Origin of the sequence: Bacillus sp. JJ722 (genome assembly GCF_036963345.1) — a bacterium.
GTDB lineage: Bacteria > Bacillota > Bacilli > Bacillales > DSM-1321 > Bacillus_AD.
In genome coordinates this window covers 1,557-16,832 of sequence record NZ_JBALMO010000225.1, presented here as the reverse complement: position 1 = coordinate 16,832, position 15,276 = coordinate 1,557, and the positions used below count along the sequence as shown (strand labels likewise).

The 15,276-nt window shown below is 34.9% G+C and carries 14 protein-coding genes; 11 read left to right on the top strand and 3 right to left on the bottom strand.

The genetic code is table 11. The features are described 5' to 3' along the window. Positions 1–385 precede the first annotated feature (385 nt). From V7014_RS22025 to V7014_RS22000, 6 genes are all read left to right on the top strand, one after another. Positions 386–1,153 (top strand): ABC transporter ATP-binding protein, encoded by a 768-nt coding sequence (locus tag V7014_RS22025; protein WP_335510360.1) that lies wholly within the window; start codon positions 386–388, stop codon positions 1,151–1,153. Beyond that, positions 1,143–3,146, top strand: coding sequence for an ABC transporter permease (locus V7014_RS22020; protein ID WP_335510358.1), 2,004 nt, complete (start codon positions 1,143–1,145; stop codon positions 3,144–3,146). Before V7014_RS22025 ends, V7014_RS22020 begins: the two co-directional genes overlap by 11 nt. A 214-nt stretch (positions 3,147–3,360) precedes the next feature. Continuing rightward, positions 3,361–4,359, top strand: coding sequence for a YeiH family protein (locus V7014_RS22015; protein WP_335510356.1), 999 nt, complete (start codon positions 3,361–3,363; stop codon positions 4,357–4,359). A gap of 232 nt (positions 4,360–4,591) precedes the next feature. After that, the gene (locus V7014_RS22010) at positions 4,592–5,359 is read left to right on the top strand and encodes an ABC transporter ATP-binding protein (protein ID WP_335510353.1); all 768 of its coding nucleotides are present in this window, start codon (positions 4,592–4,594) and stop codon (positions 5,357–5,359) included. Further along, on the top strand, positions 5,349–7,358 hold the full coding sequence (locus tag V7014_RS22005) for an ABC transporter permease (protein WP_335510351.1): 2,010 nt from the start codon (positions 5,349–5,351) through the stop codon (positions 7,356–7,358). The genes V7014_RS22010 and V7014_RS22005 overlap by 11 nt, the downstream gene beginning before the upstream one ends. Positions 7,359–7,653: 295 nt before the next feature. After that, a complete protein-coding gene (locus V7014_RS22000) occupies positions 7,654–8,880 on the top strand; it encodes an MFS transporter (RefSeq protein ID WP_335510349.1) in 1,227 nt (408 codons plus the stop codon). A 41-nt stretch (positions 8,881–8,921) separates the two neighbouring features. Here the strand turns inward: V7014_RS22000 and V7014_RS21995 are convergent, their stop codons facing one another. Both V7014_RS21995 and V7014_RS21990 read right to left on the bottom strand, forming a co-directional pair. Next, on the bottom strand, positions 8,922–9,827 hold the full coding sequence (locus V7014_RS21995) for an AraC family transcriptional regulator (RefSeq protein ID WP_335510348.1): 906 nt from the start codon (positions 9,825–9,827) through the stop codon (positions 8,922–8,924). Between the two features lie 22 nt (positions 9,828–9,849). Then, positions 9,850–10,200, bottom strand: a complete 351-nt coding sequence (locus V7014_RS21990) for a cupin domain-containing protein (RefSeq protein ID WP_335510347.1) — start codon at positions 10,198–10,200, stop codon at positions 9,850–9,852. A 216-nt stretch (positions 10,201–10,416) separates the two neighbouring features. On the opposite strand from V7014_RS21990, the gene V7014_RS21985 reads away from it, so the two are divergent. Genes V7014_RS21985 through V7014_RS21975 form a run of 3 tightly spaced genes read left to right on the top strand, consistent with a single transcriptional unit; the run spans position 10,417 to position 12,963 of the window. Continuing rightward, complete coding sequence (locus V7014_RS21985; RefSeq protein WP_335510345.1) at positions 10,417–11,202, top strand: ABC transporter ATP-binding protein; 786 nt, start codon at positions 10,417–10,419, stop codon at positions 11,200–11,202. A 32-nt stretch (positions 11,203–11,234) separates the two neighbouring features. Then, positions 11,235–12,194: an ABC transporter substrate-binding protein gene (locus V7014_RS21980; protein ID WP_335510344.1), complete on the top strand. Its 960-nt coding sequence runs from the start codon at positions 11,235–11,237 to the stop codon at positions 12,192–12,194. Positions 12,195–12,198: 4 nt separating this feature from the next. Then, positions 12,199–12,963: an ABC transporter permease gene (locus V7014_RS21975; RefSeq protein ID WP_335510375.1), complete on the top strand. Its 765-nt coding sequence runs from the start codon at positions 12,199–12,201 to the stop codon at positions 12,961–12,963. Positions 12,964–13,005: 42 nt separating this feature from the next. On the opposite strand, the gene V7014_RS21970 is transcribed toward V7014_RS21975, so the two are convergent. Then, complete coding sequence (locus V7014_RS21970; protein WP_335510342.1) at positions 13,006–13,437, bottom strand: winged helix-turn-helix transcriptional regulator; 432 nt, start codon at positions 13,435–13,437, stop codon at positions 13,006–13,008. Positions 13,438–13,607: 170 nt separating this feature from the next. On the opposite strand from V7014_RS21970, the gene V7014_RS21965 reads away from it, so the two are divergent. Both V7014_RS21965 and V7014_RS21960 read left to right on the top strand, forming a co-directional pair. Beyond that, a complete protein-coding gene (locus V7014_RS21965) occupies positions 13,608–14,141 on the top strand; it encodes a DUF4242 domain-containing protein (protein ID WP_335510340.1) in 534 nt (177 codons plus the stop codon). Between the two features lie 63 nt (positions 14,142–14,204). After that, on the top strand, positions 14,205–15,251 hold the full coding sequence (locus V7014_RS21960; protein ID WP_335510338.1) for an acyl-CoA dehydrogenase family protein: 1,047 nt from the start codon (positions 14,205–14,207) through the stop codon (positions 15,249–15,251). Positions 15,252–15,276: the final 25 nt, after the last annotated feature.

The following is a 15,276-nucleotide window of genomic DNA, read 5'->3' as shown; positions in this document are numbered from 1 at the left end:
ATTTCCGGAAGAGAGATGACTTATGACTCGAGGAGCTGGCCGATGAAGCTAGACACATCGAATCGCTTCATTCTTCGTGTTTCCTTTATCTCAGTCAGAGGGCTCCATCCCATACATCGCTAAATGACCGCTTCCGCTTTTCTTGTCTAGCCTTACACCTGCCATGCTTGGTCATAAGCCAATCCGCTTTGGAAACCAAGAGCGGGTTTCCAAGAACGGCTCGTCTTATGCCTGCCGCATGGCTGAATTGTTTTTAAAACAATTCACCGGTGCCGGCATTTCGCTGTACTCTTACAAAAATGTAAGGTTATCGAAATGTAGAGCAATATGTATTTTCCTTGATAAGAGTTACACTAATATCAACAAGAAAAGGAGAATGATATGTATGACTAATGTTCTTAAAGTAGATAGTATTGAAAAGTATTTTGGTAATAAAGGTAATGTAGCGAAAGCGATTGATCATATAAGTTTTGAAGTAGAGAAAGGCGAGTTCGTTGGGATTATGGGTCCTTCAGGGAGTGGTAAAACAACTTTACTGAACTGTATTTCAACGATTGATACCGTTACGACAGGTAACATTCAAATTAATGGACAAGATATCACAAAGTTAAAAGCTGGTAAGCTAGAGAAGTTTCGTCGTGATGAGCTAGGCTTCATCTTCCAAGACTTTAACCTGTTAGATACGTTAACAGCTTTTGAAAATATTGCAATTGCATTAACGATCCAAGGACGCAAGCCATCGGAAATTACGAAGTTAGTAGAAGAAGTGGCTGCTAAGTTAGAAATCACGTCTGTATTAAATAAATTTCCTTATCAAATGTCAGGTGGACAAAAGCAGAGGGTAGCTTCAGCTCGTGCAATTGTAACGAATCCAACGTTAGTATTAGCGGATGAGCCAACGGGGGCACTTGATTCGAAATCAGCACGATTACTATTAGATTCATTTGAAAAGTTAAATAATGACTTACAAGCAACGATTCTAATGGTAACGCATGATGCTTTCACTGCTAGTTATGCGAAACGCATTCTTTTCATTAAAGACGGCAAGATTTTCAATGAGTTAATTCGTGGAAATGATTCAAGAAAAGAATTTTTCAATCGCATTATTGAAGTTGTAACACTTCTTGGAGGGGATACTAATAATGTTCTTTAAATTATCAGTACGAAATGTCAAAAGAAGCTTTAAAGATTATTTTATCTATTTTTTAACGCTTACTTTTGCCGTTTGTATTTTTTATAGTTTTAATTCACTGTCTGACCAAAAGGCAATGCAGGGTATATCAGGTAGTGTATCAGAAAATTTACAGATGTTAACACAACTGATCTCTATGATTTCAGTCTTCGTATCTGTTGTGTTGGGCTTCTTAATTATATTTGCGAATAATTTCTTGATTAAAAGACGCAAAAAAGAACTTGGATTATACATGTCATTAGGTATGAGCAAGTATACGATCTCACGAATACTTGTGGTTGAGACATTCTTCGTAGGTGTGATTTCGTTAGTGGCAGGTTTAGGTGTAGGTGTTGTTTTATCTCAAGGTTTATCTGTATTAACGGCTAAAATGTTTGCAATTGATTTAACAAAGTTCCAGTTTGTATTTTCAAGTGAAGCAATCATTAAAACAGTTCTTTATTTTGGAATTATCTTTTTGTTTGTTATGATTTTTAACAGTGTGATCATTTCTAAATATAAATTAATTGATTTGCTAACAGCTGCGAGAAAGAATGAAAGTTTAAAAATCCGTAAAACATCAACATCTGTTTTACTTTTTATCGTTTCACTCATCATTCTAGGAACATCGTATGGCTTAATGCTGAAGTACGGTTTATTTGAAAGCATGAGTCTAACATGGTTCTGTGTCGGCATGGGGTCACTTGGCACATTTCTATTCTTTATGTCTCTATCAGGCTTTATGTTAAATATGCTTCAACGTAACAAAAACATCTATTTTAAAGATGTAAACATGTTTGTATTACGTCAAATTAACAGTAAAGTGAATACAACATTCGTTTCAATGACAATTATCTGTATCATGTTATTCTTTACAATTGGTGTGTTATCTACTGGCTTAAGCTTGAAAAATTCCTTACAAAAAGATTTAGAGAAAGTGACGCCATATGATGTGTCCCTGTATAAATATGTAGATCCTGAGGATTCTTTAACAGTTCCGGATGCATTAAAACAAATGAAGTTAGATGCAAGCCAATATGGAGAAGTATTTAGCTTTAATCAATACAATACCAATACAGATATGGATGCTATGTTTAAACCATATACAGATAAAAAGTCAGAGCCTATGTTTTCTGGCACTTATGAAACTTCCATTCAAGCAATTAAGAGGTCTGACTATGAGCATTTAGTTAAAATGCAAGATAAAGAACCTTTAACTAGTGGTAAGGATGAAGCGATTTTAGTATCAAATGTATCTGCTGTAGAAGATACATTGAATCGTTTTATTGAGGATCAGAAAAAGATTATGTTAGATGGTAAAGAATTTAAAATTACACAGCAAGAAGTAGAAACGTTATCGCTTAAAACAGACTTTTTTGCTAGTGAAGTATTGTTTGTTGTTGTACCGGATGAAGCGGTGAAAGAGTGGAATCCAAGTACATCCATTCTTAATATTAACTATAAAGGTAATCAGGAAAAATTTGATGATGAATTTTATAAACTGGCTAAATCTTTCATGACTCCAGGCGAAGATAATGATTACGATTTCCACTTGAACATTTTAACGAAAACACTTGTGTATGATATGAGTAATGGTCAATCTACAACAATGGTCTTTATCGGAATCTATCTTGGAATTGTATTCTTAATTTCAAGTGCCGCAATTCTTGCACTTCAACAACTATCCGAAGCAAGTGATAATATGGAACGTTATACGATGTTGAAGAAGATTGGTGTTACGAAAAAGGGAATTAATAAGGCGATCTTTAGACAAGTATTCATCTACTTTATGATGCCGCTATCCTTAGCAATTGTGCACTCCATCTTTGGAATTCAAGTCGTGAATAATGCCATTGTTCTCTTTGGGGAATCAAGTGTGCTGTTTCCTTCTCTTGTTACAGGATTTATTATTGTTGTTGTGTATGGTGGCTATTTCTTAGCGACATATACTGGATATAAAAATATTGTAAAATAATGAGGAAAAGACAAGAGCTTATCGGTTCTTGTCTTTTTTTTAATTAAATCTAACTCATTGTTCATTATAAGTAATTACTTATAATGCTTATTAATATTATTTATTTCCCTTATAGAAAAAGATTTAGTAATTTTAATGATAGAAAGTTGAACTTTGATTGGTGGAGGGCAACTAATAAGTAGTTAAAGGAATAAAACATTGATGAGGTCAAGATATGAAGAAAATGAAGAGTATACTACCAGGATTAATTCTTTGTACGGCAATTGGTTTGTTTGCGAAAGTAATGGGTCATTTTTTTCCTAGCTTAGGTAGCGGATTATTTGCCATTTTAATCGGTATCTTATTTGGAAATCTATCGATTGGTTCGCAAGCCAAGTTGAGACCGGGTATTAAGTTTTCAGAAAGTAATCTATTGTATTATTCAATAATTTTATTAGGAGCATCGTTAACCTTCCATGCTATATTTGAAATAGGTTTCTCAGGACTTACTTACATTCTCATTCAAATGGTAGGTACAATTGCTTTTGTTATATGGTTAGGGAAGAAGTTAAAGTTTGAGGAGGATTTTCGTTTATTGATGGCAAGTGGGAATGCTGTGTGTGGATCATCTGCTATTGCAGCTACAGCACCAGCTCTTTCAGCTAAAGTTTCTGATACTGCAGTGTCAATTACTATTGTTAATTTATTGGGGACAGTTATGATGATTGTTCTACCTGCTATTACGAGCATTCTCTTTCATAATGATGTATTGCCATCATCCGCTTTAATTGGTGGAACATTGCAATCGGTTGGGCAAGTCGTTGCCAGTGGAAGCATTGTTGGTGAGGCTGTTAAAGATCAAGCAGCTGTTTTTAAGATTAGTAGAATTATCTTCCTAGCAGCTGTTGTATTTATACTGCAACGGATGAAACATGTAAAACTAGAGCAACAACCATTGAAAGATAAATTCAGTGTGAAATCGATAGTTCCATGGTATGTAGCTGGATTTTTAATAGTTTGTGCTATCAATAGTATCTTTCTATTCCCACAGTCTGTCACACACCCAATTAAAGAGTTCGGCAATTATTTAGAAATAATTGCCCTTGCCGGTATTGGAATGAGCGTTAATATTAGAGATTTAACGCAAAATGGCTGGAAAATTTCGGCCTATGCAGGTGGGATCGGCTTGTTTCAAATTGTTTTAGCTATATTGCTAATCTTGATATTGTTGTGAGAAAATCAAAAGTATTCATTAGTTTCGTATGAACTGGAGCCAAGTATTAGCTAGAAAAGGTTGCTTATAAGTCAAATCAGACTATGAGCAACCTTCTTCTATTGCTATCTTAACCTTACAGTGTCTTCAATCTTTCTTACAATATTGTAAGGTTTTTGAAATCTCAATCGATATTTGATTTTTACAAATAGATTTACAATTTGAGTATCAAATATAAAGGAGATTGATCAGTATGAGTACGGTATTGACAGTTGATCATATAGAGAAACAGTTCGGTAATAAAGGCAATGTTTCGAAAGCTATTAACGGCATTAGTTTTACGGTAGAGGAAGGCGAATTCGTTGGTATCATGGGTCCTTCTGGAAGTGGAAAAACAACATTATTGAATTGCATTTCTACGATTGATCGTGTTTCTTCAGGTCAGATTTTAATAAAAGGGCAGGACGTGACAAAGCTGAAAGCAGGGAAGCTTGAGAAGTTTCGTCGTGACGAATTAGGATTTATCTTTCAAGATTTTAATTTACTAGATACATTAACGGCATTTGAAAATATTGCAATTGCATTAACAATCCAAGGTAGAAAAACGAATGAAATTGATGCCCTTGTAAAGGAAATGGCTGCCAAATTAGAGATTACAGAAGTGTTAAATAAATTTCCTTATCAAATGTCAGGCGGGCAGAAGCAGAGGGTGGCTTCAGTTCGTGCAATTGTAACGAATCCATCTCTTGTTTTAGCGGATGAGCCTACAGGAGCATTAGATTCGAAGTCTTCTACCCTATTATTAGATTCATTTGAGAAGCTCAATAAAGAACTGCAAACAACAATTTTAATGGTTACACACGATGCTTTTACAGCGAGCTATGCACACCGCATTTTATTCATTAAAGATGGTGAAATCTTTAAAGAGCTATTCCGGGGGAATAGGACTCGAAAAGAATTCTTCAATCAAATTATTGAAGTGGTAACCATGTTAGGTGGTGACTCGAACAATGTACTTTAAACTAGCCTTTCGCAATGTAAAAAGAAGTATTAGTGACTTCCTTATTTACTTTCTAACTTTGACATTTGCCGTTTGTATATTCTATAGCTTCAATTCCATATCAGCACAGAAAGCTATGCTAGATGTGACTGAAGGTAAATCAGCAACAGTTGATAGCTTAGTACTTTTGCTATCATACGTATCCGTATTTGTTTCGGTTATTCTTGGTTTTCTAATTATTTATGCGAATAACTTTTTAATAAAACGAAGGAAGAAAGAACTTGGACTTTATATGACACTCGGAATGAGTAAATATAAAATCTCTCGTATTCTAGTTAGTGAAACATTATTAGTTGGGATTTTATCATTAGCGGTAGGGCTTGGTGCTGGAATTCTCGCTTCACAATTCTTATCCGTTTTAACAGCGAAAATGTTCGAAGTAGATGTAACAAACTATCAATTCGTCATTTCGACAGAAGCTATTGGAAAAACAGCACTATACTTCGGAGTGATCTATTTATTAGTAATGTTGTTTAATACATTTACGATTACAAGATATAAGCTAATCGACTTACTAACAGCTTCACGTAAAAACGAAAGCTTAAAAGTGCGAAAGACTTGGGTATCTATATTATTATTCATTGTTTCTATTGGAATGCTTGTTTTTGCTTACCGCACGGTTCTTGAAAACGGTCTATTTGCAAAAGACAACTCTCTTGTAATCAGTATTATACTTGGTGTAGTCGGAACTTTCTTGTTCTTTATGTCGTTATCAGGTTTTGCACTGAATATTTTAAAACGTAACAAAAAAATCTATTATAGCAATATCAATATGTTCGTATTACGTCAAATAAACAGTAAAGTAAATACGACATTTTTATCAATGTCAGTGATTTGTATCATGCTGTTTTTTACAATCGGTGTCTTATCTACAGGATTTAGTATTAAGAACTCAATGGAAGCGGGACTTAAGGCTTCAACTCCTTATGATGCATCTGTATTTACTTTTACAGCAGATGAAGATAAGCCGGCTAAAGATATTAATGAAGTGTTTAAGGAATTCAAATTTGATTCATCAAAATACGAAGAAACATTTAGCTTTAACTTATATAATACGAAAGAAGATCAAGTGACATTATTGAAGAAGCATCAAGATAAGTCAGCTGAGAAGCTTATTAAACATGCTAAACCAATGCCATTAGTAGCAATTAAGCAGTCTGATTATAAAAAATTAGCTGAAATGCAAGGGAAGAAACCAGTAAATATACCGAAGGATTCCGCATGGGTATTCTATAATATGGAGAACTTCCGTAAAACTGTCGATAATTTAGTTGATAATCAAGAATCCATTAATATTCAAGGTAAAGAATACAAAATTATAAATAGTAAAGCAGATAAATTCTCTTATACGAATAATTACTCACCTATCGATGCAATCGCTGTTGTATTACCTGATGAAGCAGTGAAAGGCATGAATATGTATCAATCTGTCTGGAACACAAACTACAAGCAAAATGTGAGTGCTAAAGATGAAGAAATTATGGATCAGTTTGGTGGGCTAAGCTTTGGAGAAGAGGCAGAGAAAAGAGGTTATCCAATCTTTGCTATTACGAAAACCTTTGCTTATGACATTGCTGTAGGAAACTCTACTATTTTCGTATTCATTGGCATATATTTAGGGGCAATTTTCTTAATTGCAAGTGCTGCGGTATTAGCATTACAACAACTATCAGAGGCAAGTGATAATGTTACTCGCTATACAATGTTGAAGAAAATTGGCGTGCCTAAAAAGATTATTAGTGGAGCTATCTTTAAACAAATTGGTATTTACTTCTTAATGCCATTAATGTTAGCGCTCGTTCATTCATTCTTTGGTATTAAGGTAGTTAATGAAGCGGTTATGCTGTTTGGTGAATCAAGTGTATTCATTCCATCACTTATTACAAGTGGGTTCCTCATCCTGGTATATGGTGGTTACTTCTTAGCTACTTATTTTGGATATAAGAATATTGTAAAGTAACATGTTGGGGCTGTCCGAAAAATGATTTCAATCACTTTTCGAACGCCCTTTTATGCGTTGTTAGCCCTTCGAAGTTGTTTAATAAAATATACAAACTTGATGATGAATACCTATATTTAGAGCTTTCGGTCTAGATGAATTCTTAAAAATCTAAAGAGTTACTTTGCCATCAACCAATTAACTAAGGTAGCCAAATAGGTCTTATTGGACAACCTCTTGATAGATTAGATAACAAAAATGGAAAAGCGCATGTAATGAATTCCTCTTACAATTGAAGTAGAGGGGGATTTTCACAATGAGTAAATTCAGAAGAATAGATTCATTTAAGATGTACATTATACTTACTTTTACATCGCAGTTTTTGTTTACGCTAATCTTTACATTTAATATGTTATATCAGTTGAAAGTGGTTGGATTAAATCCATTACAGTTAGTTCTTGTTGGGACGGTTTTAGAATTAACGGTATTTTTGTTTGAAATTCCGACAGGTTTAGTAGCTGATGTGAAGAGTAGAAAGCTGTCTATCATCATTGGATATATATTAATAGGAACGGGGTTTTTAATAGAAGGGTTGTTTCCTTTTTTTATAGCGGTTCTTGTAACGCAGGTGCTTTGGGGTATTGGTTATACGTTTACAAGCGGTGCAGTCCAAGCATGGATAGCAGATGAAGTAGGGGAAGAGAAAGCGTCTGTTGCTTTTGTAAAAGGTGCTAGAGTGGAGAAGGTAGGTCAGCTTCTAGCTATTCCGATTAGCATGATGATTGCTGTATTTACATTGCGCTTACCAATTATTATCGGAGGTTTATGTTTTCTTGTTTTAGCTCTTTTTCTAATGTTTGTCATGAAGGAAACGAATTTTCAAAAGCGAGAATCTGGCACGGAAACAAATTGGTACTTGATGAAAGAAAATGTGAAAATGATCGTTGTATTTTCTAGAAGAAGTATCGTGATTATGCTGTTATTATTTATTGCGTTGTTTTCAGGTATTTATAGTGAAGGGCTTGATCGTTTATGGCTGGCACATTTACTTGAGCATCCGTTCTTTGCTTTTGTTAAAGAAGAAGCAACGGTATATGTGGTAGGGGCGATTCAATTTGTCGTTGCGGTATGTTCTTTATTAGCACTGTCTTTGTTGAATCGTACGACAATTTATCAGCAATTAAACAAGATTTATAGAATGCTATTTGTTTGTACAGCTATTATTGTAGTTTCTTTAATTGGTTTTGCTACAACAAAATATATAATTGGATTACTATTCTTTTATATACTGATTGAAGTGATGCGACATTTGATTTATCCTTTACAAGACATTTGGTTGAATAAAATGGTTCCTGATTCGTCTACAAGAGCTACGTTTTTTTCTGTAAAAGGTCAGGCTGATGCAATTGGTCAAATTGGTGGTGGACCTTTCATTGGATATGTTGCTACAGGATTTTCAATCAGTGCAGCTTTTATATTGAGCGCATTTCTATTGGCACCTGTTCTTTGGTTGTATAAGATTGTGATGAAGAAAAGTGAATGATGATGTTACATGGAGAAATATAATACCAAAAAGAAGCTGAATTAATTGTCAGCTTCTTTTTGGTTAATTGGGAGATGAATCTCCATATAGATTTGATCATAATCCCAATCGTGACAATATTCATCGTAATATTCAAAGTCGAATGTGTCTTCATTAATTTCATAAGGTGAATGTGGGAGCCATTCCTCGATGATATATCTCCAAGTACCTTGAATGGAATCTACAAATGATTGTACTGGAACAAGCGGAGTTGTAAATACAGCATAAGTAGCCTTTGGAATAGTCAATTTTGTCATGTCACTAGGTACGTGAACATGTTCCTCTAAATCTACTGCGAACAAATAAAAAAAGCGGTCCTCAGAGCTTTTGATATTAATACAATATTCACCATGTTTTACTGGATGCAAGGTAGCGTAAAGTCTCGTTTCCACTGAGCCATCAGTTAATCCTCTTTGTGACCAGAATGCAGGTAAATCCCTTGTATAAGTTACATCGTGTATAGGATTGTCAAACAGCATACCAGCTACAGAAAAAGCTTCTCTTACCACAATTTTAGGCTGCATAACAATGCCACCAGTTTTCTTGTTTTGTAAGCTTTGTAAGTCAAGCCTTTGAGGTCGAGATAAAGGACAATGCATACGATAAAGATGGGGAGGGCTACCAAAGCATCTTTTGAACGCTTTTGTAAAACCTGCATGTGTTTCAAAACCGTATTCTAATGCTACTGTGATGATTTTTTCACCTTGTCCAATTTCGTATAAGGCATATTGAAGCTTTCTTTTCAAGACGTAGCCCATGACTGAATACCCGACAATTTGCTGAAATACTTTATAGAAATGGTAAGTTGAATAATGAGCTAGTTCAGCAAGCTGAGATGCTGTTATTTCTTCTTTAATATGCTGATCAATATAATCTAATACGCCTTGAATTTGTTCTGTTTTTTTCAATTGAACACCTACTTGCTTAGTATCATTTCATCATTTTTTGAAAGTCGATATTTGGAGATTGAATAATGATAGCTGTCATACCATATTCCGAACCAGATGTATGTCCTTCATCTTTATTCCACCATACACCTTGCCCTTTAGATATAGCTATTTTCTTCCGATCTTCTCCAGCTACCCATCCCTCTCCATCTACAACGAGAAAGATCTGTGGAACAGGAGCTTCGTGATATCCAATCACTCCATTTGGTTCGATGTACATACAGCCTATTGAGGCAGATTCAGTCGTTTTAATAATTTTCGAATAAGATATAGCAAGAGAATTATAGCTATCGATTTTCTTACTAACACTTTGATCAAATTGAAATAAGTCCATTGATTATTCACCATCCATTTTTCAAACATAAGAATATCTGTATAAATCCTTGTCTTAAATCACATTATAATTGTTTAACTAATGTTCTGAAAAGTTTAAATATTAAGTTGAAAAAATTAACAAAGTGTAATAAAATAACTTACAACTTTAATCTTACTATTTTTATAGGAATTAAAAGATATAGCTGTACATTTCTCGTAGAGAGGATGGGGTGAATTGGAAAGGGAAGATTTTATCAAAATAGAAGATGTTAGCAAAAGTTTTGTTAATCAAGACCAGTTGGAAAATGTATTGAATAATGTTTCTCTACAAATACAAAAAGGAGAGATTGTTTCGATCCTTGGAGAAAGTGGTTGTGGAAAGAGCACATTATTAAATGTTATTGGTGGTTTCGAGCCGGTGGACAGTGGAACAGTTTTATTGGATGGCGAAGTGGTAAAAGCGCCAAGTAGAAGAGCAATTATGTTATTTCAAAACTATGGCTTGTTACCGTGGCGATCAGTGTTGAAGAATGTCGAGCTAGGGTTAGAGGATGGAACAACGAATAGTAAAGAGCGAAGAGAAAGAGCACTTCATTATTTGGAGTTGGTCGGGCTACTGGACAAAGTGAGTTTATTTCCTCATGAATTGTCAGGAGGTATGCAGCAACGAGTAGCCATTGCACGAGCACTCGCTATTCAACCAGAGTTAATATTAATGGATGAACCGTTTGCTGCTTTAGATACATTTAACCGTTATTACTTACAAAATGAACTGTTAACAATTCAAAGTAAGGAAAAGACGACGATTATTCTTGTTACGCATGATATTGATGAAGCTATTTATTTATCGAACCGTATCTTTATCATGAGTGCAAAACCGGGGCGAGTGAAGAAGGAAATCACTGTACAAACGCCTCGTCCTCGCGATCGAAGTCATGGGGACTTTCAACATTTTAGAAAAATGATTTTCGAAGAATTTGAGTTTAGTAGAACGAAAACATCAATCGAATACAACATTTAAAAATCAAAAGGGGCCATTTAGGAGATGATGGGATGAAGAAAAATATTGGTTTCACTTGTTTGCTCTTGTTTATGTTTATATTATCTGCTTGCAGTGCCAGTGAAGGTTCATCGAAGACTTCATCAAATGGGAAAAGAACACTTAAAATTGGCTATTTACCCATTACACATGCAGTGCCACTTTTTGTGGAAAAAGAGCAGAAAGAAGAATTTGAAAATTTTGAACTAGAATTAGTGAAATTTGGTTCTTGGCCAGAGCTAATGGATGCGTTAAACACAGGAAGAATTGATGGGGCTTCTGTATTAATTACTTTAGCGATGAAAGCAAAAGCACAAGGGATTGACTTGAAAGCTGTAGCATTAGGACATAGCGATGGAAATGTGCTTGTTTCTGCAAATGATATTAAAAATGTAGCTGATTTAAAAGGCAAAAACTTTGCGATTCCACATAAGTTTTCGACACATAATATTTTGCTTTATCAAATGTTGAAGCAAGCTGGGCTGAAGTATGAAGATGTTAATGTGATAGAGCTTCCTCCAGCGGAAATGCCAGCGGCTCTATCAGAAGGGCGCATTTCAGGTTATGTTGTAGCGGAACCGTTTGGCGCGATTTCAGTTGCTATTGGTAAGGGAAAAGTATTATATCAATCAGATGAATTATGGAAAGGTTCTTTAGATTGTGCACTTGTACTTCGAGGCGATCTTATTGAGCAAGAAGAGAAAGTAGCTCAAGAATTTGTGAATGAGTATGTAAAAGCTGGGGAGTTAGCAGAGAAGAAAGATGAGTATATCCACAAAGTTTCCTCTAATTATATGAAAATCGACAAAGATGTGATGGATTTATCATTGCAGTGGATTTCATTTGCTGATTTAAGAATTAATGAAGAGGCGTACAAGGAATTAACTACAAATATTACAGAGATGAATTTATTTGAAAATCCACCAACTTATAACGAGTTTGTGGACGTAACTTTAATTGATAAAGCGAAGTGATGAAATGAACAGTTTGAGTAAAATAACAAATATAGTAATAGGTTTTGTACTTCTAATTGTATTTTGGCAATTACTTATTGTGATTGGTGGACATAACGAAGCTTTATTTCCCTCACCTTTAAAAGTAGGGGAGTCGATTGTAACGCTAATTAAAGATGGTACGATTTTTATACATCTTCAAGTGAGTCTATTCCGTTTTGCTGTGGGATATATACTAGCTGTTGTTGTTGCGATTTTTTTAGGGTTGGTTTTAGGTCGTATGAAACGTGTATGGGGTGTTATAGATCCTATTGTACAAGTACTAAGACCAGTATCACCTATCGCTTGGTCTCCATTTATTGTTCTATGGTTCGGTATCGGTGACATTCCAGCTATTGTAATTATTTTTATTGCGGCTTTCTTTCCTGTTTTATTATCAACTGTCTCAGCTGTTCGAAAGGTGGATAAAACGTATTTGAAAGTAGCGCAGAATTTTGAATTGAAACAATCGGAATTAATGAGGAAAATCATCTTTCCAGCAGCTTTTCCGTTTATTGCTAATGGTCTGCATATTGCGCTAGGATCAGCGTGGATTTTTCTTGTTGCTGGAGAAATGGTCGGAGCTCAATCAGGTCTTGGTTATTTAATTGTTGATGCGAGAAATTCGATGAATCTAGATATTGTGTTAGCGGGTATTATCTTTATTGGTGTATCCGGTTTGTTGTTAGATAAAGCGGTAGGGCTTTTTGAAAAATGGGTTGAAAAGCAGTGGGGGAGAGCGGGAGCATAAGAAGAAAGACAGAGTGGGATGTCTTTCTCTGTCTGTAAATAACTATTCTTCTTCTAGTCTAACAACTTCAAGATCATCAACATTTTGATTGCATTGTGGGCAACGATAAGCAACTTCCACTTCATGCTGACATGATGTATGTACGAGTTTTTTGTAGTGTTTTTTTAAATTGTTTTTGCCCCAGATAACCATGGCGTTAAAGACGTCTTGTAAACTTTCACCGCTTTCCGTAAGCGTATATTTATATCGAGGAGGGTGACTGGAGTACAGACTAGATGTGATTAACTCGGCTTCCTCTAGGAATTTTAATCGATCCGATAGCAGGTTTGAAGAAATGCCCGTTAAGGTTTTCTTGATTTCGTTAAACGTACAATTGCCTATGGATATTTCATGCACGATTAGTAAGGTCCAACGATCACCAATGATATTCATCGTTTGTGCAATATTGCATGGTAAATTATATCTGTCTTTCATAAATCAATAACCTCCAAGTATTATCTGGTAATAATCATAACATTTTTTTTATTTAGTAGGTTGATTTTTTGAACTCAGTGTAATATATTGTGAATAGTTAGAATATTATACTATTCTTATCGGAATTAAAAGGTTTTCATTATACAGAAGGAAAATTAGGAGGAATTACAATGGGATTATATTTAGTTGAATCAGTATTGAACAGTAATGTGAAGGATCAAGAAGCTTTTGAAAAGAAAGCAAATGCAATCCAAGCGGATTTAACACAAAAAGAAGCAGCGTTAATTGAAATTCAAGTGTCAAAAGATTTCTCACGAGCGTTCTTCATTGTGGAAAGCAAGGAACGTAATACCATTAATGAAAGCTTCCGCAGCTTAGAAGTACCAATTAGCTTAATCAAATCAGTTCGTCTTGTCGGTCAAGAATTAGAAGACGTGAAGAAAAAAGCGGATGTTGTAAATTATTTAGTAGAATGGAACTTACCTGAAAATTTAACGATGGATGCGTATTTAGATAGAAAGAAAACAAATTCTGTACACTATGCAGAAGTACCAGAAGTGGCTTTCTCAAGAACTTATGTGTGTGAAGATATGACAAAATGTTTATGCTTTTATGATGCACCAAATGAGTCTACAGTGAAGAAAGCACGTGAAGCTGTTAAAGCGCCAATTGATACAATTACTGAAATTTTACCGAAGAATTAATTCGGTCATAACAAGCCTCCATTCTCGGAGGTTTTCACTTTCTAGAATGGGGGCGTAAGTAAGATGGTAAAACTAATAGGATTGGAAGATTTATTGAAAAGTCAACTGAAGCCATATGTCAAAAAAATTGATGAAGAAGCATATTATCCGCGGGAATTTCTTTTGCAATTAGGAAAGTTAGGTTATTTTCACTCGAAAGATATAGATTACAGTGAGGTTCTGCTTCGGGAAGTACAGATAGTGGAGAAAACGGCGAAAGAATGTATGACGACGGCTTTTAATATTTGGTGTCATCTTGCTTCATTAATCTATATTCGTTCAACGGATAATATGTATTTAAGAAACAATCTACTGCCACTACTAGAAAGTGGAGACCTACTTGGGGCAACAGGATTATCAAATCCAATGAAGTTTTATGCTGGACTTGAAAAGATACATTTGCAAGCACGTCGAGTGGATGGAGGCTATATTATTTCGGGTACATTACCGGCTGTTTCAAACTTAGGCAAGAATCATTGGTTGGCCGTGATTGCTTCTGTTGATAGCAATCAAAGAATTATGGCTTATGTCGAAGGAAATGTAGAAAGGTTATTGTTTAAAGAAAAGCTTGGCTATTTAGGGTTAAATGGAAGTGCTACGTATGCTTGTCAATTCGATGATGTGTTCATTCCAGACGAGTGGATTATTTCTGAACACGCGGATTCTTTCGTTGAAAAAATTCGTTCGGCTTTTGTACTTTATCAAATTCCACTTGGCTTTGGGGTAACAGAAGCTTCCATTCAATCAATTGATAAAGTGAGTGGTAGACAGGCGGGATGTAACAAGTATTTAGCGATTCAATCCAAAGAATTATCGGAAGAGCTGGATGATTTAAAATCCAAACTAGAATATATTATTAGAATGGCAGATTTGCAGTCAAATTGGAAAGAAGTATTAAATATTAGATTACAAGCTGTTCATTTAACATCGAAAGCCACACATGCTTGCATGCTTCATCAAGGGAGCTCTGGTTACTTGCAGTGTAGTCCACCATCAAGAAGGTTGAGAGAATCTTATTTCTTCGTTAATTTAACTCCAACAGTGAAGCATTTAGGAAAAATGCTTAGTTGAAAATATAAGGGGGGCTGTCCGAAAA